We start from the raw sequence: 13,628 nt of genomic DNA, 5'->3' as shown, positions 1-13,628 counted from the left end.
GGGTGTTGCGCGGAAGCGATCGACGCGCAGTACATGGGGTGCGCGCTCGGTGATGAAACCTGCGGCCACAAAAAAGCCCCGCGAGGCGAACCTCGCGGGGCTTTTTGCGCTGCCGTGGTTACAGGCTGGCAGCGGCGCGCAGGGCTTCGGCGCGGTCGGTCTTTTCCCACGTAAAGGTGGTGAACGTGTCGTCGCCCACGGTCTTGGTTTGCGGGGTACGACCGAAGTGGCCATACGCCGCGGTCTCGCGGTACATCGGGTGCAGCAGGTCGAGCATGGTGGTGATCGCGTAAGGACGCAGGTCGAACACTTCGCGGACCAGCTTGATGATCTTGTCGTCGCTGATCTTGCCGGTGCCGAAGGTGTTCAGCGAGATCGACGTCGGTTGCGCCACGCCGATGGCGTAGGACACCTGGATCTCGCAGCGCTCGGCCAGGCCCGCGGCAACGATGTTCTTGGCCACGTAGCGACCGGCGTAGGCCGCCGAACGGTCGACCTTCGACGGGTCCTTGCCGGAGAACGCGCCACCGCCGTGACGGGCCATGCCGCCGTAGCTGTCGACGATGATCTTGCGGCCGGTCAGGCCGCAGTCGCCCACCGGGCCGCCGATGATGAACTGGCCGGTCGGGTTGATGTGGAACTGGGTGTCCTTGGACAGCAGTTCGGCCGGCAGCACGTGCTTGACGATCAGTTCCATCACGCCTTCGCGCAGGTCCTTGTTCGACACTTCCGGGTTGTGCTGGGTCGACAGCACGACCGCGTCGATGCCGACTACCTTGCCGCCTTCGTAACGGCAGGTGACCTGGGACTTGGCGTCCGGGCGCAGCCACGGCAGCAGGCCGGACTTGCGGGCCTCGGCCTGGCGCTGCACCAGTTGGTGCGAGAAGCTGATCGGGGCCGGCATCAGCACGTCGGTTTCGTTGCTGGCGTAGCCGAACATCAGGCCCTGGTCGCCGGCGCCCTGATCTTCAGGCTTGGCACGGTCGACACCCTGGTTGATGTCGGGGGACTGCTTGCCGATGATGTTCATCACGCCGCAGGTCGCGCCGTCGAAGCCGACGTCGGAGCTGGTGTAGCCGATGTCGGTGATCACGTCACGAACGATCTGCTCCAGGTCGACCCAGGCCGACGTGGTGACTTCGCCGGCGACAATCGCCACACCGGTCTTGACCAGGGTTTCCACCGCAACGCGGGCGTGCTTGTCCTGGGCAATGATGGCGTCCAGCACCGCATCGGAAATCTGGTCGGCGATTTTGTCCGGATGCCCTTCGGACACGGACTCGGAGGTGAAAAGGGAGTATTCGCTCATCTCGACGGTTTCCTAAAATTTACCGATGGTGAGTGTCGCCAGCCGGCCGCTGGAAATGGCGGACCTGGATCTGGAAACCATTACGTAAACCTACATACAGACTTTCTCCGGGCACCAGTCCCGCAGCGGTGGCCCAGCGGGCCAGGTCGTCCTGGTCGAACCCCAGCCAGAGATCACCGCAGGCCTCCCTGGCCCAACTCTGGTTGTGGCTGCACAACTCTGTCACTAACAGGCTGCCGCCCGGTTGCAGCAGGCCGGCCATGGGTTTCAAGGCATCGGCCGGCGCGGCGAAGTGATGCAGGACCATGTTCAGCACCACGCAATCGGCCGTCAGGCTCACGCCATTCAATGCATCGGCCAGTTGCAGGCTGACGTTAGCCAGCGCTTCGCGTTCACAGACCTGGCGCGCCAGTTCGAGCATCGCCGGGCTGTTGTCCAACGCGGTCACCCGGGCAAAGCGCCGGGCCAGTTCCGGCAGGAAGCTGCCATCCCCGGGGCCGACTTCGATCGCCGTGGCGGTGGCCGTGAAGTTCAGTTTGTCGAGCAGCGCCAGCACGCTTTCGCGGTACTGGGGCAGCCCGGCGATCAGGTCCTGCTGGGCGCGAAACTTCTCCGCGACCCGGGCGAAAAAATCCTGGCTGGCGGCCGCTCGCTGGCGATGCACCAGGCCGATACGCGCCTGGGCTTCGGCAGGCAGCGCCAGGTTGTCCACTTCCTCCAGCAGGGCGGTGTGCAGCTTGCCGCCCAGCAATTCGGTATGGGGCAGGGCGCGGCGGTAGAAAATCGCGTTGCCTTCGCGGCGGGTCGCCACCAGGCCGGCCTGGGCCAGGACCTTCAGGTGGTGGCTCATGCCGGACTGGCCGATGGCGAAGATCTGCGCCAGCTCCAGTACGCCGAACGAGTCGTTGGCCAGCGCGCGCAATACATTCAGCCGCAGCGGATCGCCGCCGGCCTTGCACAGGGCCGCCAGCTCGTCGCAGTCATCATGGCTAATGGAGGGCGCACGTAGATTCATAAGGCCAGCAGTCTAGTGACAGGACCCCCGGCCTCGCAAGGCCAATATCAAAAAGTTTTGATATTGCTCGATAGATGGCACTTAACGCAGGTGGCGGTGTTCTACAGACGAACTGCGGAATGGTTTCATCTGCCGATTGCGCCTTTATCCAGCGGAAAAACGCGCCAGAGTGACTATCTGTCATTGCCCCCGCCTACCGGCTGAGGGAAAATGCACGCCTTTTTTCCGATTCGTTTTATTCAACTCGATTTAGATAACCCTCAGGAGATCAGCGATGCCAAGCCGTCGTGAGCGTGCCAACGCCATTCGTGCCCTCAGCATGGATGCCGTGCAAAAAGCCAACAGCGGCCATCCGGGTGCCCCCATGGGTATGGCGGATATCGCCGAAGTACTTTGGCGTGACTACCTCAAGCACAACCCGAGCAATCCGTCCTTCGCCGACCGTGACCGCTTCGTGCTGTCCAACGGCCACGGCTCGATGTTGATCTACTCGCTGCTGCACCTGACCGGCTACGACGTCACCATCGACGACCTGAAGAGCTTCCGCCAGCTGCACAGCCGCACCCCGGGCCACCCGGAATTCGGCTACACCCCAGGCGTCGAGACCACCACCGGCCCGCTGGGCCAGGGCCTGGCCAACGCCGTGGGCTTCGCCCTCGCGGAAAAAGTCCTGGCGGCGCAGTTCAACCGTCCCGGGCATAACGTTGTCGACCACCACACCTACGTGTTCCTGGGCGATGGCTGCATGATGGAAGGCATTTCCCACGAAGTCGCTTCCCTGGCCGGCACCCTGGGCCTGGGCAAGCTGATCGCCTTCTACGATGACAACGGCATCTCCATCGACGGCGAAGTCGAAGGCTGGTTCACCGACGACACGCCGAAGCGTTTCGAAGCCTATAACTGGCAGGTGATCCGCAACGTCGACGGTCACGACCCGGAAGAAATCAAGATCGCGATCGACACCGCGCGCAAGAGCGAGCAGCCGACCCTGATCTGCTGCAAGACCACCATCGGTTTCGGTTCGCCGAACAAGCAGGGCAAGGAAGATTGCCACGGTGCGCCACTGGGGGCCGAGGAAATCGCCCTGACCCGCGCCGCACTGAAGTGGAACCACGGCCCGTTCGAAATCCCGGCCGATATCTACGCCGAGTGGGATGCCAAGGAAGCCGGTCGCGCCGTCGAGGCCGACTGGGACCAGCGTTTCTCCGCCTACTCCGCCGAATTCCCTGAACTGGCCAACGAACTGGTGCGTCGCCTGAGCGGCGAGCTGCCGGCCGATTTCGCCGAGAAGGCCGATGCCTACATCGCCGAAGTCGCGGCCAAGGGCGAAACCATCGCCAGCCGTAAAGCCAGCCAGAACGCCCTGAACGCCTTCGGCCCGCTGCTGCCGGAATTCCTCGGCGGTTCGGCCGACCTGGCCGGTTCCAACCTGACCCTGTGGAAAGGCTGCAAGGGTGTCAGCGCCGAGGACGCCAGCGGCAACTACATGTACTACGGCGTGCGCGAGTTCGGCATGACCGCGATCATGAACGGCGTGGCCCTGCACGGCGGCCTGGTGCCTTACGGCGCGACCTTCCTGATGTTCATGGAATACGCCCGCAACGCGGTGCGCATGTCGGCCCTGATGAAGCAGCGCGTGATCCACGTCTACACCCACGACTCCATCGGCCTGGGCGAAGACGGTCCGACGCACCAGCCGATCGAGCAGATCGCCAGCCTGCGCACCACGCCGAACCTCGACACCTGGCGTCCAGCCGATGCCGTGGAATCGGCCGTGGCTTGGAAGCACGCGATCGAGCGCAAGGACGGTCCTTCGGCGCTGATCTTCTCCCGCCAGAACCTGCAGCATCAGACCCGCGACGCGGCGCAGATCGCCCAGATCAGCCGTGGCGGCTACGTGCTCAAGGACTGCGCGGGCGAGCCTGAGCTGATCCTGATCGCCACCGGTTCCGAAGTCGGCCTGGCGGTGCAGGCCTTCGACAAGCTGACCGAGCAGGGCCGCAAGGTGCGCGTGGTGTCCATGCCATGCACCAGCGTGTTCGATGCCCAGGACGCCGGCTACAAGCAGTCGGTACTGCCGCTGCAGGTCAGCGCCCGGATCGCCATCGAGGCCGCCCACGCGGACTACTGGTACAAGTACGTCGGCCTGGAAGGTCGCGTCATCGGCATGACCACCTACGGCGAGTCGGCCCCGGCGCCAGCCTTGTTCGAAGAGTTCGGTTTCACCCTGGACAACATCCTGGGCCAGGCCGAAGAGCTGCTGGAAGACTAAGTCCGCCGGTTGCGTTGTCTGCTGTTCTTCGCGGGCAAGCCTCGCTCCTACAGATCACCGAGATCCCGTAGGAGCGAGGCTTGCCCGCGATGACAATGGACCAGGCAACGCGCTCCGATGGATTCACCCCGGTAATCGAGAACCCCATGCCTCAACCGCGTCCCTACAAAGTTGCACTCAACGGCTACGGCCGGATCGGTCGTTGTGTCTTGCGTGCCCTGTTCGAACGGGGGGCTGCGGCCGGGTTCGAGATTGTCGCGATCAACGATCTGGCCGACATGGCCAGCGTGGAATACCTGACACGCTTCGACTCCACCCACGGCCGGTTTCCCGGCGAGGTGAAGGTCGACGGCGATTGTCTGCATATCAATGGCAACTGCGTGAAGGTCTTGCGCAGCGCCACCCCCGAAGGCATCGATTGGGCGGCCCTGGGCGTCGACCTGGTGCTCGAATGCTCCGGCGCCTACCACACCCGTGAAGACGGCCAGCGTTTCCTTGATGCCGGCGCGCCGCGCGTGCTGTTTTCCCAGCCGATGGCCAGCGAGGCGGATGTCGACGCCACCATCGTCTACGGGGTCAACCAGGACTGCCTGACCGGCGCCGAGCTGCTGGTGTCCAACGCTTCCTGCACCACCAACTGCGGCGTGCCGCTGTTGCGTCTGCTGGACCAGGCCATCGGCCTGGAATATGTGTCGATCACCACCATCCACTCGGCGATGAACGATCAGCCGGTCATCGACGCCTATCACCATGAAGACCTGCGCCGTACCCGTTCGGCGTTCCAGTCGGTGATCCCGGTGTCCACTGGTCTGGCGCGTGGCATCGAGCGGCTGCTGCCGGAACTTGCCGGGCGAATCCAGGCCAAAGCTGTGCGCGTGCCGACCGTCAACGTGTCCTGCCTCGACATCACGATGCAGACCGTGAGCGACACCGACACCGGCGAGGTCAATCGGATCCTGCGCGAGGCCGCCACCAGCGGTCCGCTCAAGGGCCTGCTGGCCTATACCGAGCTGCCGCACGCCAGCTGCGATTTCAACCACGACCCGCATTCGGCCATCGTCGATGCCAGTCAGACCCGTGTTTCCGGCCCGCGGCTGGTGAACATCCTGGCCTGGTTCGACAACGAATGGGGGTTTGCCAACCGGATGCTGGATGTTGCGGAACATTATCTGCAGACAGCGGCTCCACACCCTGCTGCTCAACTTTCTGTCTCTAAAAAACAGTAACCCAGGAATTGCGACCCATGACCGTGTTGAAGATGTCCGACCTCGATCTGCAAGGTAAGCGCGTACTGATCCGCGAAGACCTCAACGTCCCAGTCAAGGACGGTGTTGTCACCAGCGATGCGCGTATCCTGGCTTCGCTGCCGACCATCAAGCTGGCCCTGGAAAAAGGCGCGGCGGTGATGGTCTGCTCGCACCTCGGTCGTCCGACCGAAGGCGAATTCTCCGCTGAAAACAGCCTCAAGCCGGTGGCCGACTACCTGAGCCGCGCCCTGGGCCGCGAAGTGCCGCTGGTGGCCGATTACCTGGGTGGTGTCGAGGTCAAGGCCGGCGACATCGTGCTGTTCGAGAACGTACGTTTCAACAAGGGCGAGAAGAAGAACGCCGACGAACTGGCCCAGCAATACGCCGCCCTGTGCGACGTGTTCGTGATGGACGCCTTCGGCACCGCGCACCGCGCCGAGGGTTCGACCCATGGCGTGGCCAAGTTCGCCAAGGTCGCCGCCGCCGGCCCGCTGCTGGCCGCTGAACTGGATGCGCTGGGCAAGGCCCTGGGCAACCCGGCCAAGCCGATGGCGGCCATCGTCGCCGGCTCCAAGGTGTCGACCAAGCTCGATGTGCTCAACAGCCTGAGCCAGATCTGCGACCAGCTGATCGTCGGCGGCGGCATCGCCAACACCTTCCTTGCCGCCGCCGGTCACCCGGTCGGCAAGTCGCTGTACGAGCCGGACCTGCTGGATACCGCGCGCGCCATCGCCGCCAAGGTCAGCGTGCCGCTGCCGGTGGATGTGGTGGTGGCCAAGGAGTTCGCCGAGAGCGCTGCCGCCACCGTCAAGCTGATCGCCGACGTGGCCGCCGACGACATGATCCTCGACATCGGCCCGCAGACCGCGGCCAACTTCGCCCAGTTGCTGAAGTCGTCCAAGACCATCCTGTGGAACGGCCCGGTCGGTGTGTTCGAGTTCGACCAGTTCGGCAACGGCACCAAGGTACTGGCCCAGGCCATCGCCGACAGCGCTGCGTTCTCCATCGCCGGCGGTGGCGACACCCTGGCGGCCATCGATAAATATGGCGTCGCCGAGCAGATCTCCTACATTTCTACCGGCGGTGGCGCTTTCCTCGAATTCGTCGAGGGCAAGGTGCTGCCGGCGGTCGAAGTCCTGGAAAGCCGGGCCAAAGGCTGAAGTCCTCATGGCCAGGCAAAGGAGTGTTCATATGGTCAAGACGTTACCGCTGTTGATCGTCGCGGGCTTGCTGGCCGGTTGCAGCAGCCAGCCTGCGCAGTCGGAGCCCGGCTCGGGCGAGCCGGAGAAAGGCTGCTACCAGGCTGACTGGCAGGCCGAGACCGCGCCGGTGATCAACAAGCGCATGGGCCCCGATGGTCTGGACAAGTACGAGACTCCAGCCAAGGCCAAGGAACATGGTTGCCCTTGACGGGTCTGATTCGATAACGCGTTGTGCTGGCGGCCGTTGGCCGTCGGCCGAGGAACACCGATGAAAGGCTTTATCGCTGTGGCGGCGCTGGGATTGCTGGCAGGTTGCGCCAACCTGGATCTGTTCAAGTCGTCCGCGCCGGACAACTGGACGACCTGGGTATGCGACAGCCAGGCGCAGGTGCTCTGGCGCTACGCCGACAGCAGCCGCAAGGAAGTCGACGTGCGGTTGGGCGGGGCCGACCAGGTCTATCGCCTGAAGCTGGAGCCGAGCGGTTCCGGTTCGCTGTACAGCAACGACATGCTGGCGTTTCACGAAAAGGGTGACGAAGGCCTGGTCTACTGGGTCGCCACCAACGATTTGATCGGCCGCGGCTGTAAAGCGCCGTAGGCCGGGAACCGATGCGGAACCTGTAGGAGCGAAGCTTGCTCGCGATAGCGATCCAACCGTCAGCAGAGATGTTGAATGTGATGGCCCTGATCGCGAGCAAGCTTCGCTCCTACAGAGAGAGGCGCGGCTTTTGAGATTGATGCAGTAACGAATCCGCAGGCCGGGGCGACCCCCGATCTGCAATCACTTGAATAGCGGCCGCCGCTACGGCAGGCTTGCACGATTAACGACCCTCGACCGGGAGAGAGATACACAATGGCACTTATCAGCATGCGCCAGATGCTGGACCACGCAGCCGAATTCGGCTACGGCGTTCCAGCCTTCAACGTCAACAACCTTGAGCAGATGCGCGCCATCATGGAAGCGGCTGACAAGACTGACTCTCCGGTGATCGTCCAGGCTTCGGCCGGTGCCCGCAAATACGCTGGCGCGCCTTTCCTGCGCCACCTGATCCTGGCGGCGATCGAAGAATTCCCGCACATCCCGGTGTGCATGCACCAGGACCACGGCACCAGCCCTGACGTCTGCCAGCGCTCGATCCAGCTGGGCTTCTCCTCGGTCATGATGGACGGTTCCCTGGGCGAAGACGGCAAGACCCCGACCGACTACGAATACAACGTGCGCGTCACCCAGCAGACCGTGGCCATGGCTCACGCCTGCGGCGTTTCGGTGGAAGGCGAGCTGGGCTGCCTGGGCTCCCTGGAAACCGGCATGGCCGGTGAAGAAGACGGCATCGGCGCCGAAGGCGTGCTGGATCACAGCCAGATGCTGACCGATCCGGAAGAAGCCGCCGACTTCGTCAAGAAGACCCAGGTCGACGCCCTGGCCATCGCCATCGGCACCAGCCACGGCGCCTACAAGTTCACCAAGCCGCCTACCGGCGACGTGCTGGCCATCGACCGCATCAAGGAAATCCACAAGCGCATTCCGAACACCCACCTGGTGATGCACGGTTCGTCTTCGGTGCCGCAAGAGTGGCTGGCGATCATCAACCAGTACGGTGGCGACATCAAGGAAACCTACGGCGTGCCGGTCGAAGAGATTGTCGAAGGCATCAAGTACGGCGTGCGCAAGGTCAACATCGACACCGACCTGCGCCTGGCGTCCACCGGTGCGATGCGTCGCCTGATGGCCACCAACCCGAGCGAGTTCGACCCACGCAAGTTCTTCGGCGCCACCGTGACCGCCATGCGCGACGTGTGCATCGCCCGTTACGAAGCCTTCGGTACCGCCGGCAACGCCTCGAAGATCAAGCCGATCTCCCTGGAAGCGATGTTCCAGCGCTACCTCAAGGGTGAGCTGAACGCCAAGGTCAACTAAGCCCCGGCGTTGAGCGAACGAAAAAGCCCGCAGCGATGCGGGCTTTTTTGTGCCTGTAGCAAACCCCTCACCTTGTAGGAGCGAGGCTTGCCCGCGATGAGGACCTGACAGTCGATATGGCGGCGCCAGGCAGATGGTTATCGCGGGCAAGCCTCGCTCCTACAGCAGGGGCTCAGGTCTGGTTGTGATCGATATCCAGCTTGTAGAAGGTCACCTGGCCGCCCTCGCTGGTGTAGCCGGTGTTGTCTTGCACATAGACGCCGGCCTTGAAGTACAGCGGCTTGTCGCTCCAGGTGGCGCTGATCTGGGTGTCCCACTGGTAGCCGGCGGCGCTGATGCCCAGGGCGCCGCCCGGGCTCAGGTGGATCAGGTAGGAGAATTCGCGGTCCAGCGGAACGTTCTCGGCGACGGTGATCACCCGGCTCTCGGCATCGTCCGGGCGCATGCGGACCTTGGCGACGATGTTGCCGTACTGCGTGCTGGTCTTGTACTGGTACTCCACCTTCACCAGCGGCTTGGTGCTGTTGTAGGCATGGATCTGGCCGATGACGACCTTGCCCGAGGAGGGCACCTGGTTCACCGCCAGGGTGGCGTAGAGCAGGTTGTCGGCTTCCGGGTAGGTCCAGTTCCGCAAGGTGCCGTCGGCGTAGGTCTCCCGCAGTTCGCTGCGTGGGTAGATGGCGTTGGCGGTGCGGGAGCCGGTGACGGGCGACCAGAAGAACAGCGTGCCGGTGTCGGAATGGAAGTATTGATCCTTGAACCCGCTCACCAGCTTGGGGGTATCGATGGTGGCGGGTGGGCTGCCGACGGGAATGCTCAGATTCCAGGTTGCGAGGTCGATCATAGTCAAAGCTTCCCGATTTGATGCCGGATAAGACCGGCAAAGGCTTTAGCCTGCGCTTTTGAGGGCGCTCTTTATAAACGCGGGGCGCGCGCTTGTTAATGTCCGCCTGGCGGGTAATTGACGTCAAGCCTCTGTCGAAATGCCATCTGTGCCGGTTTCAGCGGCCTGTAGGCCTGACCGTTAGTCGGGAGCCCCGGGCTTTGGCGAAATGATGGCTGTGTGACAGCTTCTGCTTTGGGGGATCCGGGTCTAGAGTGAAGGCTCGGTTTTTGTCCGGTCCTCCTTGAAGGGGGGCCGGCCCTACACGACAAGAGAAGCAGCATGGAATGCGCGCAACCTCGGCCCGATGAAGCCAGCTCGGTCTTACTGATTGTTGATGATTACCCCGAAAACCTGATCAGCATGCGTGCGCTCCTGCAGCGCCACGACTGGCAGGTCATGACCGCGGCCTCGGGGGTCGAGGCCCTCGGGTTGTTGCTGGAGCACGATATCGACCTGGTACTGCTGGATGTGCAGATGCCGGAAATGGACGGTTTCGAAGTCGCCCGCCTGATGCGCGGCAGCCAGCGGACCCGCCTGACGCCAATCATTTTCCTCACCGCCAACGAGCAGTCCAAGGACGCCGTGATCAAGGGCTATGCCAGTGGCGCGGTGGATTACCTGTTCAAGCCGTTCGACCCGCAGATCCTCAAGCCCAAGGTCCAGGCGCTGCTGGAGCAGCAGCGCAATCGGCGGGCGTTGCAACGCCTGAGCCATGACCTGGAGAACGCCCGGGCCTTCAATGCCTCGGTGCTGGATAACGCCGCCGAGGGGATCCTGGTGGTGGATGAGCGCGGCGGCATCCGTTTTGCCAACCCGGCGATCTCGCACCTGCTCGATACGCCGGTGAACCAGCTGGAAGGCTCGGGGTTGCTCGACTACCTGCAAAAGCCCCATGTGCCGGACTGGGCCGAATCCGAGCTGTATGCCAGCTATCGCCGGGGCGAGACCTACCGCCTGCATGACGCCGCCTTGCGCACCGCAACGGGCCAGCAGGTGTCGGTGGCGTTGTCCTGCGCGCCGCTGCCGAGCGAGCAGAAGGCCATGGTGGTGACCCTGCTCGACATGTCGGAAGTGCGGCACCTGCACCAGCAGCTGGAGTACCAGGCGGTCACCGACCCGCTGACCGGTCTGCTCAACCGGCGCGGCTTCTACCAGACCGTGGAAAGCGTGCTGTTGCGCAGCGAGCGTTCGGACAAGTCGCTGGTATTGCTGTACCTGGACCTGGACGGTTTCAAGCGGGTCAACGACTCCCTGGGGCATGACGCCGGGGATCGGGTGCTGCGCTGGGTCTCCGAACAGCTGAAGGCCTGCCTGCGTTCCTTCGATATCCTGGCGCGGATGGGCGGCGACGAATTCACCGCCTTGCTGGAACTGGAGTTTCCGGAGCAGGCGGCGAAGATTTCCGAGAAGCTGATCGAACGGATCTCCATCTGCCAGCAGTTCGACGGCCTGGAGGTCGCCCTGGGTGCCAGTATCGGGATCGCCATCTACCCCGATTGCGGTTCCAACCTCGATGGCCTGATGCGCGCAGCGGATATCGCCATGTACGAGGCCAAGCGCGCCGGGCGCCAGCAATACCGTTACTACGATCATGAAATGAACGGGCGTGCCCGTTCGCGGCTGATGCTCGAGGAAAGCGTGCGCAGCGCTGTGGAGCGCAAGGAGTTCAACCTGGTGTATCAGCCGCAGGTGGCGATCGCCGATGGGCGCCTGCGTGGCTTCGAAGCCTTGCTGCGCTGGCGGCATCCGAGCGTTGGCGATGTGCCGCCGGGGTTGTTCCTGCCCTTGCTGGAGGAGGCGCGGCTGATCAGTCGCCTGGGCAGCTGGATCTATCAACAGGGCGCGAGCCAGCGCGCGGCCTGGAAAACTCTGTTCGCCGAACGGACCGTGCTGGGCGTGAGCCTGAGCGGCACCCAGTTCGCCATGCCGAACCTGGCCACCGAACTGCGCCAGGTCCTGGAGCGCCATGGCCTGGAGCCCTGGCAGCTGGAAGTCGAAGTCACCGAAGATGCCCTGACCCAGAACCTCGACGAGTCGCGCAAGCAGCTGCGGTTGCTGCGCGACCTGGGGGTGCGGGTGGCATTGGATGACTTCGGTTCGAGCGCCTGTTCCCTGGGCTACCTGCGCGACCTGGAGCTCGACACCCTGAAGCTCGACCGGCACCTGATCGCCCGGCTGCCGGAGTCGGCCCGGGACGCGGCGCTGGCGCGCTGCGTGATCGAGCTGTGCAAGGCGCTCGGGGTGCTGGTGATCGCCGAGGGCGTGGAAACCCTGGAGCAATATCGCTGGTTGCAGGCCAATGGCTGCGAGTATGTGCAGGGCTTCCTGGTGGCGCGACCGTCGATGGCCGCCGACGTCGAGCGTTTTGCCGAGCCTTTCGACTGGAGCGCGTTGCCGGGTTGAATTCGCTACACTGGCGGCCTTTTCGTGACTGCGTTGCCGCCCCATGACCGCGTTGAAATACCTCCAGGCCTACCCCGCGACCCTGCAAGATCAGGTGCGCCAGCTGATCGCGCAAGGTCGCCTGGGCGACTACCTGAGCCAGCGTTACCCCGGCCGGCACGCGGTGCAGAGCGACAAGGCGCTGTATGGCTATGCCCTGGAGCTCAAGCAGGAATACCTGCGTAACGCCCCGGCCATCGACAAGGTGCTGTTCGACAACCGGCTGGACCTGACGCACCGCGCCCTGGGGTTGCACACCACGATCTCGCGGGTGCAGGGCGGCAAGCTCAAGGCCAAGAAGGAAATCCGCATCGCTTCGCTCTTCAAGGAGGCAGCGCCGGAATTCCTGCGCATGATCGTCGTCCACGAGTTGGCGCACTTCAAGGAAAGCGAGCACAACAAGGCGTTCTACAAGCTCTGCGAGCACATGCTGCCGGGCTATCACCAACTGGAATTCGACTTGCGGGTCTACCTGACCTGGCGCGATCTGCAAGCCGGGTCCGACTGACCCCGGGCACAAGGAGCGGGCGATGGACGTGAGCAAGACCAAGAGCAGTTTTTACCGCCGGCTGTATGTGGCCTACCTGATCGACAGCGGCCTGGCCGCCAGCGTCCCGGCGCTGACCGAGGCGACCGGCATGCCGCGGCGTACGGCGCAGGACACCATCGTCGCCCTGGCGGACCTGGATATCGTCTGCGAGTTCGAGCAGCAGGACGGCGCGCGCAATCACGCCGGCAGCTATCGGATCAAGAGCTGGGGCGCGATCGACAAGGGCTGGATCGAGGCGAACCTGGCGCGGATCAAGGCGGTGCTGGAGTATCCCTGAGGGATCTGTGGCGGCCGCTCGATCGGATAGCGATATCAGTCCCGGCGCATGCCGATGTGGGGGATATCGTCTTCCAGGTATTCCTCGCCCACGACCTTGAAGCCGTAACGCCCGTAATACCCCTGCAGGTGGGCCTGGGCCGACAGGTAGATCGGCGTCTGCGGCCAGTGTTTCTGCGCCTGTTGCAGGGCGTGCTCCATCAACTCGTGCCCCAGCCCACGACCACGGGCCGAGGGGGCGATGACCACACGGCCAATCACCACGTCGCCGCCCTGGGAGGTCGGGTCGAGCAGGCGCAGGTAGGCCAGCAGCCGATCATCGTCCCAGGCCATCAGGTGGCAGGTGTCGCCTTCCAGGTCCTGGCCATCGACTTCCTGGTAGGCGCATTTCTGCTCGACCACGAACACCTCGGTGCGCAACTGCAGGATGGCGTACAACTGCTCCTTGCCCAGGTCGGTGTGGTGTTTGCAGACCCATTCGATCGTCATCGTTTCATTCCTTTCAAAATCG

13 protein-coding genes are annotated in these 13,628 nt (G+C 63.7%); 9 read left to right on the top strand and 4 right to left on the bottom strand.

Annotated features, from left to right (window positions below; all coding sequences use genetic code 11):
* Positions 1 to 118: 118 nt before the first annotated feature.
* Together metK and TO66_RS29280 are read right to left on the bottom strand one after the other, a co-directional pair.
* Positions 119 to 1,309: a methionine adenosyltransferase gene (gene metK / locus TO66_RS29285; RefSeq protein WP_044465523.1), complete on the bottom strand. Its 1,191-nt coding sequence runs from the start codon at positions 1,307 to 1,309 to the stop codon at positions 119 to 121.
* Positions 1,310 to 1,328: 19 nt separating this feature from the next.
* The gene (locus TO66_RS29280) at positions 1,329 to 2,324 is read right to left on the bottom strand and encodes a metalloregulator ArsR/SmtB family transcription factor (RefSeq protein ID WP_044465522.1); all 996 of its coding nucleotides are present in this window, start codon (positions 2,322 to 2,324) and stop codon (positions 1,329 to 1,331) included.
* Between the two features lie 274 nt (positions 2,325 to 2,598).
* Here TO66_RS29280 and tkt point away from each other — a divergent pair, with 274 nt between their 5' ends.
* From tkt to fba, 6 genes are all read left to right on the top strand, one after another.
* Entirely contained in the window at positions 2,599 to 4,596 is a 1,998-nt protein-coding gene (gene tkt / locus TO66_RS29275; protein WP_044465521.1) for a transketolase, read from the top strand.
* A gap of 146 nt (positions 4,597 to 4,742) precedes the next feature.
* The gene (gene epd / locus TO66_RS29270; protein ID WP_044465520.1) at positions 4,743 to 5,822 is read left to right on the top strand and encodes an erythrose-4-phosphate dehydrogenase; all 1,080 of its coding nucleotides are present in this window, start codon (positions 4,743 to 4,745) and stop codon (positions 5,820 to 5,822) included.
* 17 nt (positions 5,823 to 5,839) lie between these two features.
* Positions 5,840 to 7,003 carry a phosphoglycerate kinase gene (locus TO66_RS29265; RefSeq protein WP_044465519.1) on the top strand — a complete coding sequence of 388 codons (1,164 nt, stop codon included), beginning with the start codon at positions 5,840 to 5,842 and terminating at the stop codon, positions 7,001 to 7,003.
* A gap of 31 nt (positions 7,004 to 7,034) precedes the next feature.
* Positions 7,035 to 7,253, top strand: coding sequence for a hypothetical protein (locus TO66_RS29260; protein WP_044465518.1), 219 nt, complete (start codon positions 7,035 to 7,037; stop codon positions 7,251 to 7,253).
* A gap of 60 nt (positions 7,254 to 7,313) precedes the next feature.
* The gene (locus TO66_RS29255) at positions 7,314 to 7,643 is read left to right on the top strand and encodes an MliC family protein (protein ID WP_044465517.1); all 330 of its coding nucleotides are present in this window, start codon (positions 7,314 to 7,316) and stop codon (positions 7,641 to 7,643) included.
* Positions 7,644 to 7,898: 255 nt separating this feature from the next.
* Positions 7,899 to 8,963 (top strand): class II fructose-bisphosphate aldolase, encoded by a 1,065-nt coding sequence (gene fba, locus TO66_RS29250; protein WP_003229012.1) that lies wholly within the window; start codon positions 7,899 to 7,901, stop codon positions 8,961 to 8,963.
* A 172-nt stretch (positions 8,964 to 9,135) separates the two neighbouring features.
* On the opposite strand, the gene TO66_RS29245 is transcribed toward fba, so the two are convergent.
* Complete coding sequence (locus TO66_RS29245) at positions 9,136 to 9,807, bottom strand: polysaccharide lyase family 7 protein (RefSeq protein ID WP_044465516.1); 672 nt, start codon at positions 9,805 to 9,807, stop codon at positions 9,136 to 9,138.
* 321 nt (positions 9,808 to 10,128) lie between these two features.
* On the opposite strand from TO66_RS29245, the gene TO66_RS29240 reads away from it, so the two are divergent.
* From TO66_RS29240 to TO66_RS29230, 3 genes are read left to right on the top strand one after another with little or no spacing between them, the layout of a single operon-like run.
* Positions 10,129 to 12,252 carry a bifunctional diguanylate cyclase/phosphodiesterase gene (locus TO66_RS29240; protein WP_044465515.1) on the top strand — a complete coding sequence of 708 codons (2,124 nt, stop codon included), beginning with the start codon at positions 10,129 to 10,131 and terminating at the stop codon, positions 12,250 to 12,252.
* A 43-nt stretch (positions 12,253 to 12,295) separates the two neighbouring features.
* Positions 12,296 to 12,799 (top strand): M48 family metallopeptidase, encoded by a 504-nt coding sequence (locus tag TO66_RS29235; protein ID WP_044465514.1) that lies wholly within the window; start codon positions 12,296 to 12,298, stop codon positions 12,797 to 12,799.
* Between the two features lie 22 nt (positions 12,800 to 12,821).
* On the top strand, positions 12,822 to 13,118 hold the full coding sequence (locus tag TO66_RS29230; protein WP_044465513.1) for a helix-turn-helix domain-containing protein: 297 nt from the start codon (positions 12,822 to 12,824) through the stop codon (positions 13,116 to 13,118).
* 35 nt (positions 13,119 to 13,153) lie between these two features.
* Here TO66_RS29230 and TO66_RS29225 read toward each other — a convergent pair whose 3' ends face one another.
* Complete coding sequence (locus TO66_RS29225; RefSeq protein WP_044465512.1) at positions 13,154 to 13,606, bottom strand: GNAT family N-acetyltransferase; 453 nt, start codon at positions 13,604 to 13,606, stop codon at positions 13,154 to 13,156.
* Positions 13,607 to 13,628 lie beyond the last annotated feature (22 nt).

The organism is Pseudomonas sp. MRSN 12121, from assembly GCF_000931465.1.
GTDB lineage: Bacteria > Pseudomonadota > Gammaproteobacteria > Pseudomonadales > Pseudomonadaceae > Aquipseudomonas.
Note: the sequence above shows the minus strand (reverse complement) of the source record. Positions and strands in the feature narration are given on the sequence as shown.

Bases quoted from the DNA above. Each gene is read 5' to 3' on its own strand.
- metK (WP_044465523.1), bottom strand. From the start codon at position 1,309: ATGAGCGAATACTCCCTTTTCACCTCCGAGTCCGTGTCCGAAGGGCAT.
- TO66_RS29280 (WP_044465522.1), bottom strand. From the start codon at position 2,324: ATGAATCTACGTGCGCCCTCCATTAGCCATGATGACTGCGACGAGCTG.
- tkt (WP_044465521.1), top strand. From the start codon at position 2,599: ATGCCAAGCCGTCGTGAGCGTGCCAACGCCATTCGTGCCCTCAGCATG.
- epd (WP_044465520.1), top strand. From the start codon at position 4,743: ATGCCTCAACCGCGTCCCTACAAAGTTGCACTCAACGGCTACGGCCGG.
- TO66_RS29265 (WP_044465519.1), top strand. From the start codon at position 5,840: ATGACCGTGTTGAAGATGTCCGACCTCGATCTGCAAGGTAAGCGCGTA.
- TO66_RS29260 (WP_044465518.1), top strand. From the start codon at position 7,035: ATGGTCAAGACGTTACCGCTGTTGATCGTCGCGGGCTTGCTGGCCGGT.
- TO66_RS29255 (WP_044465517.1), top strand. From the start codon at position 7,314: ATGAAAGGCTTTATCGCTGTGGCGGCGCTGGGATTGCTGGCAGGTTGC.
- fba (WP_003229012.1), top strand. From the start codon at position 7,899: ATGGCACTTATCAGCATGCGCCAGATGCTGGACCACGCAGCCGAATTC.
- TO66_RS29245 (WP_044465516.1), bottom strand. From the start codon at position 9,807: ATGATCGACCTCGCAACCTGGAATCTGAGCATTCCCGTCGGCAGCCCA.
- TO66_RS29240 (WP_044465515.1), top strand. From the start codon at position 10,129: ATGGAATGCGCGCAACCTCGGCCCGATGAAGCCAGCTCGGTCTTACTG.
- TO66_RS29235 (WP_044465514.1), top strand. From the start codon at position 12,296: ATGACCGCGTTGAAATACCTCCAGGCCTACCCCGCGACCCTGCAAGAT.
- TO66_RS29230 (WP_044465513.1), top strand. From the start codon at position 12,822: ATGGACGTGAGCAAGACCAAGAGCAGTTTTTACCGCCGGCTGTATGTG.
- TO66_RS29225 (WP_044465512.1), bottom strand. From the start codon at position 13,606: ATGACGATCGAATGGGTCTGCAAACACCACACCGACCTGGGCAAGGAG.